Annotated in this window: 17 protein-coding genes; 6 read left to right on the top strand and 11 right to left on the bottom strand. The window is 45.8% G+C overall.

The genetic code is table 11. The annotated features are described in order from the left end of the window. Nucleotides 1-1,087, bottom strand: a 1,087-nt coding sequence (locus tag HP456_RS10090) for a YfcC family protein (protein ID WP_246288924.1), incomplete at its 3' end; no start/stop codon positions are given. Nucleotides 1,088-1,205: 118 nt separating this feature from the next. Here HP456_RS10090 and HP456_RS10085 point away from each other — a divergent pair. The 3 genes from HP456_RS10085 to menC are packed head-to-tail and all read left to right on the top strand — an operon-like array spanning nt 1,206 to nt 4,296. Further along, the gene (locus HP456_RS10085; protein WP_172250593.1) at nt 1,206-2,003 is read left to right on the top strand and encodes a MurR/RpiR family transcriptional regulator; all 798 of its coding nucleotides are present in this window, start codon (nt 1,206-1,208) and stop codon (nt 2,001-2,003) included. Nucleotides 2,004-2,017: 14 nt separating this feature from the next. After that, on the top strand, nt 2,018-3,148 hold the full coding sequence (locus tag HP456_RS10080) for a M20 peptidase aminoacylase family protein (protein WP_172250599.1): 1,131 nt from the start codon (nt 2,018-2,020) through the stop codon (nt 3,146-3,148). Nucleotides 3,149-3,150: 2 nt separating this feature from the next. Next, nucleotides 3,151-4,296 carry an o-succinylbenzoate synthase gene (gene menC / locus HP456_RS10075; protein ID WP_172250591.1) on the top strand — a complete coding sequence of 382 codons (1,146 nt, stop codon included), beginning with the start codon at nt 3,151-3,153 and terminating at the stop codon, nt 4,294-4,296. Between the two features lie 127 nt (nt 4,297-4,423). Here menC and HP456_RS25345 read toward each other — a convergent pair whose 3' ends face one another. The 10 genes from HP456_RS25345 to HP456_RS10030 all read right to left on the bottom strand — a co-directional run bounded on the left by HP456_RS25345 (nt 4,424) and on the right by HP456_RS10030 (nt 13,351). After that, complete coding sequence (locus tag HP456_RS25345) at nt 4,424-4,555, bottom strand: hypothetical protein (RefSeq protein WP_281358003.1); 132 nt, start codon at nt 4,553-4,555, stop codon at nt 4,424-4,426. Nucleotides 4,556-4,588: 33 nt separating this feature from the next. Next, the gene (locus tag HP456_RS10070) at nt 4,589-5,332 is read right to left on the bottom strand and encodes a hypothetical protein (protein ID WP_172250589.1); all 744 of its coding nucleotides are present in this window, start codon (nt 5,330-5,332) and stop codon (nt 4,589-4,591) included. Next, nucleotides 5,329-5,505, bottom strand: a complete 177-nt coding sequence (locus HP456_RS10065) for a hypothetical protein (protein WP_172250587.1) — start codon at nt 5,503-5,505, stop codon at nt 5,329-5,331. The genes HP456_RS10070 and HP456_RS10065 overlap by 4 nt, the downstream gene beginning before the upstream one ends. 56 nt (nt 5,506-5,561) lie before the next feature. Continuing rightward, nucleotides 5,562-6,044, bottom strand: a complete 483-nt coding sequence (locus tag HP456_RS10060) for a YjdJ family protein (protein WP_172250585.1) — start codon at nt 6,042-6,044, stop codon at nt 5,562-5,564. A gap of 81 nt (nt 6,045-6,125) precedes the next feature. Next, nucleotides 6,126-6,878, bottom strand: a complete 753-nt coding sequence (locus HP456_RS10055) for a class I SAM-dependent methyltransferase (RefSeq protein ID WP_172250583.1) — start codon at nt 6,876-6,878, stop codon at nt 6,126-6,128. A 161-nt stretch (nt 6,879-7,039) separates the two neighbouring features. Continuing rightward, on the bottom strand, nt 7,040-7,864 hold the full coding sequence (locus HP456_RS10050) for an SDR family oxidoreductase (protein WP_172250581.1): 825 nt from the start codon (nt 7,862-7,864) through the stop codon (nt 7,040-7,042). A gap of 473 nt (nt 7,865-8,337) precedes the next feature. Next, nucleotides 8,338-9,258 (bottom strand): DMT family transporter, encoded by a 921-nt coding sequence (locus HP456_RS10045; protein ID WP_172250579.1) that lies wholly within the window; start codon nt 9,256-9,258, stop codon nt 8,338-8,340. After that, a complete protein-coding gene (locus tag HP456_RS10040; protein ID WP_172250577.1) occupies nt 9,255-10,490 on the bottom strand; it encodes an amidohydrolase in 1,236 nt (411 codons plus the stop codon). The genes HP456_RS10045 and HP456_RS10040 overlap by 4 nt, the downstream gene beginning before the upstream one ends. 18 nt (nt 10,491-10,508) lie before the next feature. Then, nucleotides 10,509-11,753, bottom strand: coding sequence for an amidohydrolase family protein (locus HP456_RS10035; protein WP_172250575.1), 1,245 nt, complete (start codon nt 11,751-11,753; stop codon nt 10,509-10,511). A gap of 68 nt (nt 11,754-11,821) precedes the next feature. Next, nucleotides 11,822-13,351 (bottom strand): glutathione ABC transporter substrate-binding protein, encoded by a 1,530-nt coding sequence (locus HP456_RS10030; RefSeq protein WP_172250597.1) that lies wholly within the window; start codon nt 13,349-13,351, stop codon nt 11,822-11,824. A gap of 228 nt (nt 13,352-13,579) precedes the next feature. On the opposite strand from HP456_RS10030, the gene HP456_RS10025 reads away from it, so the two are divergent. The 3 genes from HP456_RS10025 to HP456_RS10015 all read left to right on the top strand — a co-directional run. After that, the gene (locus HP456_RS10025) at nt 13,580-14,485 is read left to right on the top strand and encodes an ABC transporter permease (protein WP_172250573.1); all 906 of its coding nucleotides are present in this window, start codon (nt 13,580-13,582) and stop codon (nt 14,483-14,485) included. Between the two features lie 16 nt (nt 14,486-14,501). Beyond that, nucleotides 14,502-15,422, top strand: a complete 921-nt coding sequence (locus HP456_RS10020) for an ABC transporter permease (RefSeq protein ID WP_172250571.1) — start codon at nt 14,502-14,504, stop codon at nt 15,420-15,422. 11 nt (nt 15,423-15,433) lie between these two features. Next, nucleotides 15,434-15,875: ATP-binding cassette domain-containing protein (locus tag HP456_RS10015; RefSeq protein ID WP_172250569.1), on the top strand; the 442-nt coding region annotated here is incomplete at its 3' end.

Here is a 15,875-nt window from a genome sequence, read left to right as displayed (position 1 = left end):
CCACATTGGTGAATGGGGTCATCATGGTGGCCATCCCTTCAACGACGGTATCAAGAATCCTGCCGTCTTCTAAGATGACAACAATCGATCGGGCCATCCCGATAATCAATGCGCCGTATACTAATCCTTTCGCCCCTTCGAAGAATTCAAAGACGAGTTTATTCGGACTCATTTTCGCTATGATGGCTGTACCTGCAGCGATGATCAGGAAAATAGCAGCCATTTCATTCAATGACCATTTATACTGAAATACGCCGAAGACATAAATGCCGATTCCAGCAACCAGCCATGCCAGAACAAGCTTGTGCAGGCCCGTTACTTCCTGCTTCTCCGCGACTTCTTCCTTTTTATCAATTTTCGGAAATGGTGTTTTCCCTAAAACACTTTTGGAAGGGTCATTCTTAATTTTCTTAGCGTAATAAGCCACATACGCAACCGTTGATATTAAAATAGCGAGATAAATAACAACCCGATAGCCGATTCCGGAAAACAATGGAAGCTGGGCGATTTGCTGAGCTGTTCCTGTAGTTAAAGGATCCAGAAATGCTGTATTGAAGCCTGCATATGCACCTAAATAGATAATGGAAACACCGACGATCGCATCAAGCTTCATCGAACGGGCAAGAATGATGCCGATTGGTATGAATGCAATGACGGCATTGACGATGATACCGAGCGCTCCAAAGAAAGAGAACAGAATACTGACACCTGCAATCAATAGTAATTCTTTATTCCTTGTCTTTTCTATCGTTTTGAGAATGAGTGCATCAATCGCTCCTGTCGATTCGATGACGGCGAAGGCTCCACCGATAATCAGCACCAGGAAAATCAGCGGTGCAGAACTAATCATTCCTTCTTGTATCGCCAGGAATACATCCATCAAGGTAGCAGGAGATGACTCCACATTCTGATAGCTGTCCGGAACGACCATCGTGATGCCGTCCACTTCTTCTCGCGAAAACTCTCCAGCGGGGATGATGTATGTCATGATGGCAATAAATACGAGTATCCCAAACAAGATGACATAAGCATCCGGTATGCCCCACTTCCGTTTCTTTTGCTTTGACGTGTTTGTCTGAACTTCCAACGTGTTCCGCCTCCCCTTCTTAATCTTCTGAATATTCTGTTGACTAACACCATAATAAAGCATACAATTTAATTTAACAACAATAAATTATAAACTTTATTTCATTGGAGATTTGATTATGGGTTATATAGAAAATACGCAGAAAAACTATCAACACTTAACGAAAGGTCTTAAAAAAGTGGCAGAATCCTTACGTGCAAATCCTGTCCTGTTCGCAACACACCCTGCGAAAAAAACGGCTGAGGTCATTGATGTCAGTGAGACAATGGTCATCCGCTTTAGCAAAGCAATCGGATATGCGGGCTACGGGGAACTGCAAAAGGATGTTCAGCAAAGTCTTTTATCCTTAAAGACTCCTAATAGGGACATTGGACACGAACAAGTGAATTCATTCGAGCGAATCATGCAATCTGATAAGGAGAACATCCATCAGGCATCCCTCAATATTGATTGGAAAGTTGCCAGTCAAATCGTTGATTGTCTCGTTCAATCCAAGTCCACCAGCATAGTCGGGTATTACCACTCTTTTTCCTATGCACACTGGTTCTATTTCCTGCTGCATCACTTGATTGACGACACCTCCCTTTATCGACCGGAAACGGATATCGGCTTCACGAAAAAAGGAAGCGATCATACGGTTATCATCTTTTCCTACTATCGTTATGCCTTGGAGGGGATCCGGCTGGCAAAGGAGGCGAAAGAAAACGGGAACACGATTGTCATCATCACAGATTCCCGTCTCTCCCCGATTGCTGAATATGGGGATTATGTTCTCACCATTCACTCAGCAAAGAAATCCATACTTGAAAAAGGCCCCATCACGTTTTCCGTGTTAAACGCTTTGCTGCTGCACATTGCACAGAAAACAGGAAAAATGGAGTTTGTGAATCCAGCCAACACCTACTATATAAAATGAGAGGAGAACTTATGATGAACGCACCCTTTAAAGAAAAGATCCGGAATACCTTTGATTACCTCCATACCCACCCTGAAATAAGCTGGGAGGAAAAGAACACCACCACCTATATCCAAAACACGCTAGAAAAAGCCGGCTGCCGTGTCCAAACATTCAATGACTGCACAGGGGTTATTGGGGATTACGGGAACTTCAGCGGAGATGTCCCGATTATCGGCATACGGGCAGATATCGATGCGCTGTGGCAGAAGGTCGACGGCGAGCTCCAGGCTAATCACTCCTGCGGTCATGATGCGCATATGACCATGGTGCTCGGAGTTCTGTGGAAAATTCGCGAAGATGAACAACTAAAAGACAATATTGGTATCCGCTTTATCTTTCAACCTGCAGAGGAAGTCGGGGCGGGTGCTCTGAAGATGGTCGAAAAGGGCGCTGCGGAGGAAATCGATTACTTATACGGTATTCATCTTCGTCCTATTCAGGAGACGGCGAATGGCTTCGCCTCCCCCTCGATTCTTCACGGGGCGACAGGCTCATTAGCCTTTGAAATAAAAGGGGATGACGCCCATGGAGCCCGTCCTCACCTGACTCACAATGCCATTGAAATAGGGAATCATATCCTGAATGCTTTAAATACCATTCATTTAAATCCAAGCATTGCCCATTCAATCAAAGTGACTAAATTCCATTCTGGAGGAAAGAACCTGAACATCATTCCAGGCAGTGCCTCCATCGGTCTCGACCTCCGTTCCCAGACCAATGAACTCATGAAGGAATTGCACGACAGAGTAAAGGAAATCCTTCAAACAACCAGTGATTTATACGGAGTACCCATAGAAGTAACCAAGGATTACGGTATCGCTGCGGCAGAAGTGAGTGAAGAAGCACAAGATTATGCCCACAGAGCCATCGTGAATGTGCTGGGAGAAGATAAAGTGGACCCTCCACTCGTGACACCGGGCGGGGATGATTTTCATTTTTACACGATTAAAAAGCCTCAGCTGAAAGCTACTATGGTAGGGCTTGGCTGTGATTTAAAACCCGGCCTTCATCATCCCGATATGGAATTTGAAAAGGATTCATTGTTTAATGGCATCGAGATCTTGACTGAAATTGTGAAACTTCATTCCAGAAAGGAAGGATAAGAATGAAACCTGTTTTTATTAAAGAAGTGGTTCTTCACACGATTAAGGTCTCTCTGAAATCTCCTTTTACAACAAGCTTTGGGACGATTCAGACTAAAGAGGTCTGCCTGGTAGAGGTAATAGATGAATCCGGCCTCTCCGGATGGGGGGAAACCGTCACAAGCGACGAGCCATACTACAATGAAGAAACAACCCAAACGGCCCTCTATATACTAAAAGATTTTCTCATTCCAAAATTGATCAGGAAAGAGATCAGCCATCCGAAGGACGTCCACCAGATGCTTTCCTTCGTCCGCAGGAATCAAATCGCTAAAGCAGCAATCGAAACAGCGATCTGGGACGTCTTTAGTAAGAAGAACAATAAACCTTTATTTAAAGTCCTTGGGGGTCAGCAGAAAAAAATAGCGGTCGGGAAAAGCATCGGCATACAGGAATCCCCTGAAGAATTAGTCTCTAAAGTGGCTCAATACGTGCACGAAGGCTTTCAAAAGATCAAAATAAAAATCGCTCCCGGAGCAGACATTGAGTATATAAAGAACGTCAGAGAAGCATTCCCTGACATCAATTTAATGGCGGATGCCAATTCCGCCTATTCGCTTAAAGATATTGAGCACTTAAAGCAGCTGGACCACTACAATCTACTCATGATCGAACAGCCCCTCGCCCATGATGACATCATTGACCACAGTGTTCTCCTGAAAGAAATGTCCACGCCGATCTGTCTTGATGAAAGCATACACAGCTATGAGGACGCCCGAAAGGCCATCGAACTGGGCAGCTGTAAAATCATCAATATCAAAATTGGACGTGTCGGAGGATTACAGGAATCAATCCGAATCCATGACTTGTGCAAAGAACACAACATCCCTGTATGGTGCGGCGGGATGCTTGAAACAGGCGTCGGGAGATCCCATAACCTCCACATGACGACACTTTCCAACTTCACCATTCCCGGTGACACCGCTCCCTCTTCCCACTACTGGAAAGAAGACATCATCACGCAGGACATCGTCATGGAGAAGGGCTATATTCAACTGCCGTCAGGATCCGGAATAGGTTCAGACATAAGCAGGACTGCTCTGAAAGAAAGATTGATCCGCTCCGAATCTGTGGACAGTGATTATTCGGTGCATCCGATACCAAGCTAGAAGATGAAATTAAAAAGGACAGATGCCTGCTTTATTAAGCATGGATCTGTCCTTTTTCCTTCACATATAAAATCCCTTTGACAGCTTGAGCTCAAAATGGAAACGAGCACAGTACATGTGTTACATATCATCGCTTCCTCAGCTCCCGCAATTCATCAAGAATCTCACTATTCGTCTTATGTACTTTCTTCAATATACCCTCAATCGATAATAAAATAAGAAACAACAGGATAAAGACGATCATCATAAACAGCTCCATTAAGTCACCCCCATGAATGGCAGTACACAACAGTTAATCATACGGCGGGATTTCTCCCGATTTCCCATGTAAGGTCGAACTCCCTCGTTTCACACGATAAGAAAAGGAATAAGAACCTTTGTCAGCTCCAGTTCCCCAACTCTCTTTAAAAATAACTACGTACTTTTCATTGCCGATTTCTTTTACGAGAGTTTCCCTTTTCACACGGTATCCGTTTATGGTCCCTTCCCATGCCCCAATCTCTTCAGGAAAAAGGTCGATGGAGGTCCCTGTTCCAGAAGTAACGAACTCAACTGCATCTTCTTTTGTAAAATACGGCATGGGCGGTGACAATGTTTGCCCAAGGCCCCATGCAAGAACATACAGAACAGCAGGAGCGATCACGAACATCTTGATGCTTCGTTTCCCCCTCATTCTCCAGGCAATCCATTTATCAATCACACCATAGAGCATAGCTGCGCCCATTCCCCATAAAGCCAATGGGAATCCAAGGAAAATCAGCCAACTTGCCAAACCAAATATCCCGAGAATCAGGACATACAACCAATCCCAATCTTTGAACCATTTTCTCTGAAGGTACTCAACGGCTATAGACACGGAATTACCGTAAATAAGAATAACGGCACCGATATACATAAAGTAAACGACTGACCAACCGATTATATGATTTCCTGAATTGTACCGCGGCCCTTCCCCGTTGAACGTTATAAACACGCTCATTATCAATGCACAAAGGAGGGTGGACACCAGCGTGACCAGGCCTTTTCTTAAAATCATCCAGCTCCCCCTTTCATTACCATTATTTTATCATGATTCCAGTCGGTATAAGTACATGCCCCCCTGCTTGCTGCAGACCAGGTTGTATACCAAACGAATAAATAAGCACCATAAAGAGCCGCCTCATCAGCCTGCTGAGACAGACTGTTGAACCAGCTCATTCTATAAACCATTGATCATACCTTTCACCATTGCGGAAACCGCCAAGCAGGAAACTCATTCCCGGAAGTCATTTTGTCCGTCTTTGAAGATTCGGGAGAAATCTCCGGTCATAAAGAGCGAAAAGATTCACAAGGATAATCAGCACACAAATGCCCCCGCCCGATAACAAGACATAAGACAATGCCCGAGCTCCTGAGGTAGTCGAGGAAACCATCGCCCAGCCTAAGATAAGCAGAGATGCTGCGATTACAGAAACATAAAGGGTAAAAAAACACTTCCTGTTTTTCAAGAAATAATGCCCGGCCATTACAAGTAAATAGCTACTGCTTATTGCCATGACAATTGGGAAGGCTGGTTTAAACTTGGCTGCATATACAAAGTAATCCAGTCGTGAAATGTCACTTGCCTGAAGGACTTCGCCTGAAAAAGGAGTGGAATACTTCCATTCGAATGGGCTATCCACTATTTCCGCCCCCTCGTACCAGGCTGCAAGAATAGAAAAAAGAAGGAAAACCACTCCTAGCCCGAACTGGACTATATACCGATTCATTCTGTTACCTCCCATTTTAAAAATGAACCCGCCCCCTGCACAGTGAATCTCTATGTATCGGGGGACAAGGCCTCAAGCAGATTATGAATCTTTGCAACTCTTCAACTTGCTGCAAGAAAAAACCAGCACAACCGGAATCCTCTGCCTTCTAGTAAACTCGTCCTCACTGCTGAAGTGTTCGCGTACCGGCGTCCCTTCCCGCAAATCAGTGACTGAAAAACCGCATGCGGTAAGTGTTTTGAAGTATTGCTCGATTGTCCTGTGATATTTCACCACAACACGATCGATCCATGGCTCTTTTCTTTCCCCTTCAAGAAAATAATCGTCCACAATCCAATTCCCGCGTTTGTCTCCCGTTTTCTTGCTTACAAAAGACGAAGTGGTGAGAGGATGCTGCACACTGAACACGAACTTCCCATTTTCTTTCAATGATTTATGTATTTGTTGAAACAATTCTTGAATATCCGGGACGTAATGGATGGCGAACCGGGAAGTGACAATATCGAAAGTGTCTGCTGGGTAGTGGTACGATTCCATACTCTCATGGAGGATCGTTCCGTTTTTACCAGCAACATTCTTCCTTGCAGCGTCAGCCATTTGTTCTGACCCCTCTACCCCGGTGTAGGACTCAGCGCCCCGATTCAATAATTCCTTGCCAAACTCAGCATCCCCGCACCCCAAGTCCAGGATGTCTTTATGTTGAACGTCACCAAAAAGTTCATCGATAATCGGTCCCTCGATCGCATTGTTGGGACTGTCCTCCCGCTCCCTTCGTTTCATATAGGCTGAAAAGAAATCCTCATGATCGTACGCACTTGCACCCCTGAATTCCATCTCTCACATTTCCCCTTCCCACTGTTGGAACATATTTCAAATTATTTCCTTTGGATAGTTTATCATAGAAGAATTATAAAATAAGATAAATGTAGTAATTTTTTTATTGTGTATAATTTAAAATGCCTCCTGCCAAAGACAGAAGGCCGTGCTTATTTATTTCATTCCGAATCCTTCTTCCACTCATCTTCCTCAATCAGCATTTTACCCGGCCATGTATAAGCCATGATGCCGCCGTCTGCCTTGATGTCTTCACCGGTCACATAAGCACTGTCATCCGAAGCCAGGAACAGGGCGACCGTGGCCATGTCGCGCGGGCTGCCCAGGCGTCCCATCGGAGTGATCCATCTGTTGGCATCCCTGAATTTCTGCCCCATTTCATCCTGCTTGCTGCCGACGAGCTTATCAATGAGCGGGGTTTCAATTGTACCCGGAGACAGGGAATTAACCCGTATGCCATGACGTGCATAATCGATGGCCATCGCCTTCGTGAAGTTAACGATACCGCCTTTTGCTGCGTTATAACCCGAGCGGTCAAGATCTGCTGCATGGCCGGACATCGAACCGTTATTAATGATGGAACCGCCGCTGTCAAGCATCAGCGGTATGAGATACTTGCTGACGAGGAACGTCCCCCGCAGATCGACTGCAATGATTTTATCAAACAGCTCCACCGGGTATTCGTGAACCTTTCCTCCCTGCTCATCCACACCGGCGTTATTAAACAAGACATCAACCTTCCCGTATGTGTCTTTCACATACTCCGCAAACTTCTTCACACCTTTTTCATCAGATACATCGAGATGATACGCTTCTGCCGTTCCACCTTCTGCATCGATCGTATCAACTGTCTGTCTCACTTGGACTTCATCCACATCTGCGCAGATAACGACTGCCCCTTCTTCTGCAAATACATGAGCAGCAGCTTCCCCGATTCCGGTAGCTGCCCCCGTAATCACGGTAATTTTTTGATTCAGTCTTCCCATTTTGAAAAGCCTCCTGTTTGATTAAGTCATATAGAGGATTTATCCAAGTTCGTGAAAGACAAAACATAAAGGCATCCATAAGAAAAACAATAGAATGAGTATGATTTAGTTAACTTTAATTCAAACCCTTCATTTAAAATTCGTTGAGGCTGGGATAAAACTAAAATATGACTCTCTGGAGACGAAAATTTCGTGGACATTCAATACCGCTGTTGATTTCCGTGCAAGACTTCGCTTTCCGCGGGTGACCCGTGAGTCTCCTCGGCAAGCCTGCGGGGTCTCACATTGGCCACTTCTCCCGCAGGAGTCTGCGTCTTGCACTCCAATCAACAGCTGGAACAAGCTAAATATAGACGAATGTTCTAATAGAACCAATAAAAATCCGAACGCATATTGTTTACCCAATGCTTATGTAACCTAAAAAAAACGCAACCCTCACCTAAGTATGCATAAAGACTCCAATTTTATAAAAATCAAACTGGAGTCTCTTCTTTCAAACTAACAATCTGCGCTACCCGATTCGAGTGAAGAGCCATGGTCACACCCAATAATATAATCATCGCCCCGATCAATTGAATAGTGCTTACCGATTCCCTCAACACAATATATCCCACCACCATTGCCACAAACGGCTCTAAATTCAATAGAAGCGACGTATTGGTGGACCCGGCTTTTGAAATACAATGATTCCAGATAAGCGGACATATCCCGTGCATGATGATCGCTGTAAAAAAAAGAAGCATCCAAATGCTGAACGGAACGGATCTCAGAAAAGAAACCTCAGTGAATGGCAAAAACGTGGTCATCAGGATCAACCCGACAAATGTTGAATAAAAGGTCAATAGAATGGAAGATAATTGCTTCGCATAGCGTTCCACAAGCACCATGAAAATGGAAAAGGTAATCATCGTAAGAAAGATATATCCTTCTCCGATCCCAATCACAATCGCCCCCTTCTTCATAATGACCAAAAGCACACCAACGAAGCTGAGCAGACTCCACATCCAGAAAGAGAAACGTTTGCGTTCCTTGAACACAACCGAATTGATAAGCGATGTAAAAATGGGAGCAGTAGCCAGGATCAAGGCTGCCGTTACCGGTGATGCTGTAGTCAAACTGGCATAGAAACTCCAGTGATTCAAGGTTACACCAATGAAGCCGATGAAGATCAGCGGGACGATCATGGATTTTAACGAACGGGCTTGTTTAATCGGTTTATAAAATAAGACCATCAGAAACAAGGTAATGAATATCAGCCTTAAAAAAGCGATTTCCATCGGCTTGAAATACTGTACCAGGATGGCCCCGAAGATAAAATTGCTTCCCCAGCAGATCACACAAAAAAGGAGGCCCATGTATAGATACACGGGCTTTCCATTTACTCTTTCTTTCATTTCACCAGCTCTTGGGTGCTCCATAGAGACCCATATACGACTTTCCCTTTGTTCATCACGGCCGCTCGTTTCGGTCTTCTTGCAACCACCTCTGCTGAAGAAGCGGCATCTACGAAAATGAAGCTTGCATCATCTTCTTCCTTCGGCCATTTGTATTCGCCTGTTTTCGTCAATGCCGTAGTTCCTCCTGTGATCCACTTCAAGCTGTCACGCAAGGAGACTTCATCGCTTTTCCTTGTCACCTGGCCGTATTTATACACCTTTTCTAAAATATCCCCGTGACCGAGCGGACTCCAGGAGTCATAAAAACCGTCGCATCCAAGATGAACTTTTACGCCATGATCATCAAGGAGCTGGATTGGAGGAAGAGACTTTGTCAGCGGTATGGTGGACATGATGGCCACTCCGTTTTCTCTTAATCTCTCTGCCAATTCGGCCTGTTTCACTTGCGGGACCTCCCCGATACAGAAGGCATGGCTGATCGCCGTTCGATTCTGCCAGTTGGACTCTTCCACCATCTCGATCCACTTTTCAATCGTATACGTTCCCATATGCCCGCTGTCATGGAGATGGATATCTACATCCGCATTGAACTCAGCTGCAATATTCATGGTTTCATAGAGTGACTTCTCGATGGAGCGGTCGATTCCTGCCGGGTCGAGCCCTCCTACCATGGTCGCTCCATTTCTCATTGCTTCCCTCATCAATGCCGGCACAGAATCTCTTAATAATCCGTGCTGGGGGAAGGCAATGATATCTGCCGTGACCGCATGCTTATACTCGTCTAATGCCTCGATGACACCTTCGAGGTTCTTCAATCCGATGTAAGGATCGATGTTTACGTGCGTGCGGATATGAGTGGAACCGTTTGAAAGGATTTCTTCGATCATCCGTTTCGCTCTTTGCTTCGTGGTCGGCGCAAGTTCCGTCAGCTCTTCTGCTTCAAATCGAAGTCTTTCTTTCAGATTCTTCACTGGCTTCGTTGCCTTCCAGTCAAGTGATAAATAGGTTTTATCCAAATGATTATGCATTTCTTTAAAGGTCGGAATAGCCAGGAGACCTTTAATATCGTAGACTTCATCAGAAGAATCAGGTATGGATTGTGCAGCGGGCAATTGTTGAATGATTTTCCCTTCCTTGATCCCAAGGTGAAAAGTCTCTGTTTTGGTTTCGACTATTCCCTCGTTTTCTATGTTTCCTACTTCAAGTTTTACATTTTTCAGCCAGATCATCGAAACATCTCCCCTCTATTATTTATTGATCAATACAGATTCAGATTGAGGCAGGGTCACTCTTTCGCCGTTCTTATAAACCGAATCAATTGCTGCTCTCCTTGCTACTGCTTCCGCAGAGCAGCTCGCGTCCACCAAGACAAAGTCTGCTGCGTCCCCAACTTGCGGCCACACCTGTTTCCCTTCATCATCAAGAGGCGTAATACCACCGGAAGCGTATTTCCATGTCCGGTTGATGGAATACTCATCGATCAATCGGAATCGCTCAGCTAATATGTTCAGCTTCTCGATCGTGTCCCCTGTTCCAAAAGGAGACCAATGATCGGTTAAGCTGTCATGTCCGACCGATACTTGCAGACCATATTGATCAAGCGTCTGAACCGGAATGGTCGGGCGGTTAATCGGAATGGTAGTTGTAATATCAATTTCTTGATCTATCAAAATAGCCATCATATCGGTAAGTGCCTGCCCCTCAAGATCTCCGAGTGCAATCGCATGACTGATCGTGACGCGTCCCTTTAAGTCCGCCTCCTTCGTATAATCAGCAAGACGTTCAAAGGTGAAAGCTCCAAGCGTATCCGGGTCATGAAGGTGAATATCGACACCTGCATTATGCTCAGTCGCAATATCAAATGTCGTATATAAGGATTGATCGATATGACGGTCCACTGTAGCCGGATCGACCCCGCCGACGAGGGTGGCGCCATTTTTCATGGCTTCCCTCATCAGGTCAACGGAGTTGCTGCGCAGGAGACCGTGCTGAGGAAACGCTACAATATCATAGGTCAGGTGCTGTTTATATTTCTCCAATGCGTTGACCGTCACGTCGAGATGCTTCAATCCCGATGTCGGTTCGATATTGCAGTGAGTCCGGATGTGAGTGTGACCATTTCGGAGCAGGAGCTCGATCATCTTTTCGGCACGGTCCTTCGCATAAGGCAATTGCTTCGGGAGCAGCTCCTGTTCTTCTTCTATTCTTGTAAAAATTCCTTTTGTGATTGGACGGCACGCCTTCCACGGACCGCTGTAGTAGGTTTTATCTATATGGATATGCATTTCACGAAAAGAAGGCAGGATCAGCTTCCCTTTGGCATCGATGACTGCCGTTCCCTCTTCAATTTGTGATTCGTCCTTCGTGATCGCCTTAATCTCTCCATCTTCTATTTTGACATGGGCACATTCGGTAAGCGTTCCCGACACGACGTCATTTTCTTTCTCAAAACCGGTTTCCATTCTCACATTTTTCATCCAGATCGTTTTCATCAAATCAGCCTCCAAGAGTTAGTGTTTACAAGGGTTCGGATGGTGCTCATCCACCATCCGAATCATTCCTATTCGATCGTTGCGTCATTCACCATTAAGTAGTTGACTGCACTCAACCAGAAGTCTTTTACTTCATTGTTGTATACCGCTAGATGCTCGTAGTTTCGGATTGGAATGTATACCGCTTCTTCCATTTCGATGATCATCGCTTCTTCATATAATTTCTTTCTGTCTTCAGGGTCCACTGCTTTTCTTGCCTGCTCGATCAGTTCATCGACTTTTTCATTTGTGTAATAGAAATGGTTTCCTGGTGAACCGTGTGAAGCAGAGTGGAACAAGTTGTATTGGTTGTAATCTCCGTCTCCTGTTGCATTCCCCCATCCGCCGATGAACATATCATGCGAGCCTGTGTCGACGGCTTCAATGTACGCACCGTATTCAAGAACTTGAATATCGACGCTGATCCCGATTCCCTTTAACTGCGACTGGATGACCTCCGCCATATTGATCCGTTCCTTACGGTCACTTGTAATCAACGTCAGCTCCAGACCCTTTTCAAATCCTGCCTCTTTTAAAAGTTCCTTTGCAGCGTTCGGATCATACTCATACGGTTTCACATTTTCACTGTGACCGAATACTTTAGGACTCATCGCAGCGTTCGCCAAAGTTCCCACACCGTTATAGATTCCTTTGATGATCGCCTCTCGTTCAATGGCCATGGAAATGGCTTGTCTTACTTTCACATCATCGAAAGGCTCCTTTTGTGTATTGAAGCCGACATACTCGACGGCAAGCCCTTCTGTACGATACAGGTTCAACGTGTCAGAGCTTTCGATGCGCTCGATTTCGGTAACCGGCACTTGATCGCTGATATGGGCTTCACCAGTTTCGATCATCGCTAAACGGGTCGCGTCCTCTGGTACAACCTGAAATTCAATTCCATCAATTTTCGGCTGTTCGCCCCAGTACTCTTCATTTTTTTCAAGCGTGATCGACTGGCCGGATTTCCAGGATTCGAAGGCAAACGGGCCGGTGCCGATTGGATGCTTGGCGAGACTATCAGGATCTTCTTTCACTGCTTTCGGACTCATGATACTGCCTTCGTTACTTGCAAGGATCGATAATAGAGGTGCATAAGGAGCATCCAGTTTGAACTGCACGGTATATTCATCCAGTACGTTGACCTCTTTGATCATGCCAAGCTTATCCTTTTGAGGAGATCCAGTATTCGGATCGAGCAAGCGGTCGAACGTGACCTTCACGGCTTCCGCATTAAACGCTGAACCATCGTGGAATGTGATCCCTTCATTTAACGTGAACTCCCAAGTTGTATCGTCTGGCTGTTCCCAGCTTTTTGCCAAGGAAGGGACAATCTCCATGTCTTTATCGAATGTCACCAGACTTTCGTACACCTTTTGATAGAGGACATTGGCGGATGGGATATCCGTGATGAAATGCGGATCCAAATTGGTCGCATCGGATAATCGGACGACCTTCAGTACCCCTCCCTCTGATCCTCCGCCTTGCTTGCCTGCGGTTTCACTTTCTACATTACTTGTTGAACATGCCTGGGTAACGAGCATGACCGCAGCAATCATCAGTCCTGCAATCCCCTTGAACAGCTTCTTCTTTTCGATCAATTCATCCACTCTCCTTTTCCGTATTGGTAATGCCTATCTGCATTATAAAAAAGAAATAAGCGGATGATTTTCAATATCTTTACCAACTTTTTAATTATTTTGACAATTCAAACTTATCATCTTTTCTTTCCACCCCTCTTCCTCTATCTTTGAGTTACACAAACATTTCAATGAGGAGGAAACGTCATGTCGACAGAACTTAAAGTTCCAGAACTTCAATCACCGGTACTCGATTCAAAACCCAGCCTTTTTGAAAAAAGGATCAAACCCTTCTGGGAGACCTTTTCGAAAAACAAGGCAGCTGTAGTTGGAGGAGGGATCATTCTCTTCTTTATTATGGTCGCCCTGTTTGCTCCCCTGCTTGCTGTGTATGATCCATATGACATTCAACTGGACAATAAACTCCAGCCCCCGAGCGCAGAACACTGGATGGGGACCGATGATAAAGGACGGGATATTCTTGCCAGGATCCTTTACGGCTCCCGGCTTTCCATGGGGGTCGGCTTTGCGGCCGTCGGCTTCGGTGCTTTCTTTGGCATCATCATGGGGTTGATTTCCGGTTTCTATGGAGGATGGATGGATACCATCATCAGCCGGATCTTGGATGTCATGCTTGCGTTCCCCGGCATTCTGCTAGCTCTTGCGATTATCTCAGCGCTGGGACCGAGCCTGGTGAATGTCATGATTGCCGTCGGGGTGTTTTCCATCCCGTTATTTGCAAGGGTTGTCAGGGGATCCACATTAGAAACGAAAAAACTTGAATATATCGATGCCATCCGGTCGCTGGGAGCCAATGATTTCATCATTATCTTCAGGCATATCCTGCCAAATATTTTATCTCCCATTATCATTCAAGGATCTTTACGGCTTGCTACCGCCATTCTTTCAGCAGCAGGGTTATCTTTCCTTGGATTAGGGGCTCAGCCACCTTCGCCTGAATGGGGAACGATGCTCTCCAGTGGAAGAGACTTTTTATTCACCGCCCCTTACATCGCCCTTTTCCCGGGATTGGCGATTTCCATTCTTGTACTGGGCTTTAACCTGTTCGGGGACGGGCTGCGGGATGCTCTTGATCCGAGACTGAAATCATAAAAAGGAGGAATACGAAATGCTATTGTACATTTTCAGAAGATTAATAGAAATCATACCCGTCATATTCGGTGTCACCCTGGTTGTCTTCCTCATCATGCAAATGGTTCCCGGGGACCCGGCCGTCATCCTTGCAGGGGAAGGGGCATCAAAAGATGCAATCAACCAATTACGGACGGAGCTCGGCTTGAACCGTCCCCTCTATGTTCAATACGGAGAATATATCATGAATGTGTTCCAGGGTGACCTTGGACAATCGTTGAAAAGCCAGCAGCCTGTCATCCAGGAAATCATGACCCGCTTACCGATCACGATTGAACTGGCCTTCTACAGTATACTGATTACGATTGTTCTTGGAATGACTGCCGGGATCATATCCGCAGTCAGACCATACTCTGCTACCGATATTACCGTCATGATCGTCGCTTTATTAGGGATTTCCCTTCCAAGCTTCTTTATGGGTCTGTTATCCATCTATCTATTTTCAGTAAAGCTTCAGCTTTTACCTGTAGCAGGATGGGACAGTATGCTTCATATCATTCTGCCGGCCTTTACACTTGGGATCGGAGGAGCTGCCATCGTAGCCAGAATGACGCGTTCCAGTATGCTCGAAGTCGTGAGGCAGGACTACATCAGGACTGCACGTGCGAAGGGATTGAAAGGCTTTGCGATCATCTACAAGCATGCCCTTCGCAACGCATTGATTCCTGTCATCACGGTCGTCGGCCTGCAGTTCGGGGCGCTGCTCGGAGGAACAGTATTAATCGAATCCGTCTTTGCCATCAATGGACTCGGCCGGATGATCGTTGATTCCATCCGTACACGCGACCTTCCGATGGTCCAGGGCGGGGTATTGGTCGCATCCCTGGTATTCGTGATTGTCAATCTATTCGTGGACGTCTTATACCGATTCTTTAACAAACGAATTGAACTTAACTAGGAGTGATTGCAATGAGTAAAAAGGTGGTCTTGGAAGTAAAGAACTTAAAAACCCATTTCACGTCGAAAAAAGGAGTGACGAAAGCCGTGGACGGCATCGACTTTGTCCTTCATGAAGGCGAAACGCTGGGGATTGTCGGGGAATCAGGCTGCGGGAAGAGTATGACTTCGCTTTCGATTCTGCGTCTCGTTCCCTCCCCTCCCGGAAAGATTGTGGACGGGACCATTGAGCTGAAGGGCAGGGACATCCTGAAAATGTCCGAATCCGAGCTGAGACAGGTCAGGGGCAATCAGATTTCCATGATCTTTCAAGAGCCGATGACGTCATTGAACCCTGTCATACCCGTTGGCGAGCAAATCGCAGAAGCCATTCGCATCCATCAAAAGCTCGGCAAGAAGGATGCATGGAAGAAAGCGGTCGACATGCTCGAGTTAGTAGGCATCCCTTCCCCTC

The organism is Bacillus haikouensis, assembly GCF_013179555.1.
GTDB classification, from domain to species: domain Bacteria; phylum Bacillota; class Bacilli; order Bacillales; family Bacillaceae_B; genus Rossellomorea; species Rossellomorea haikouensis_A.
This window is presented reverse-complemented; position numbering and strand designations above follow the sequence as displayed.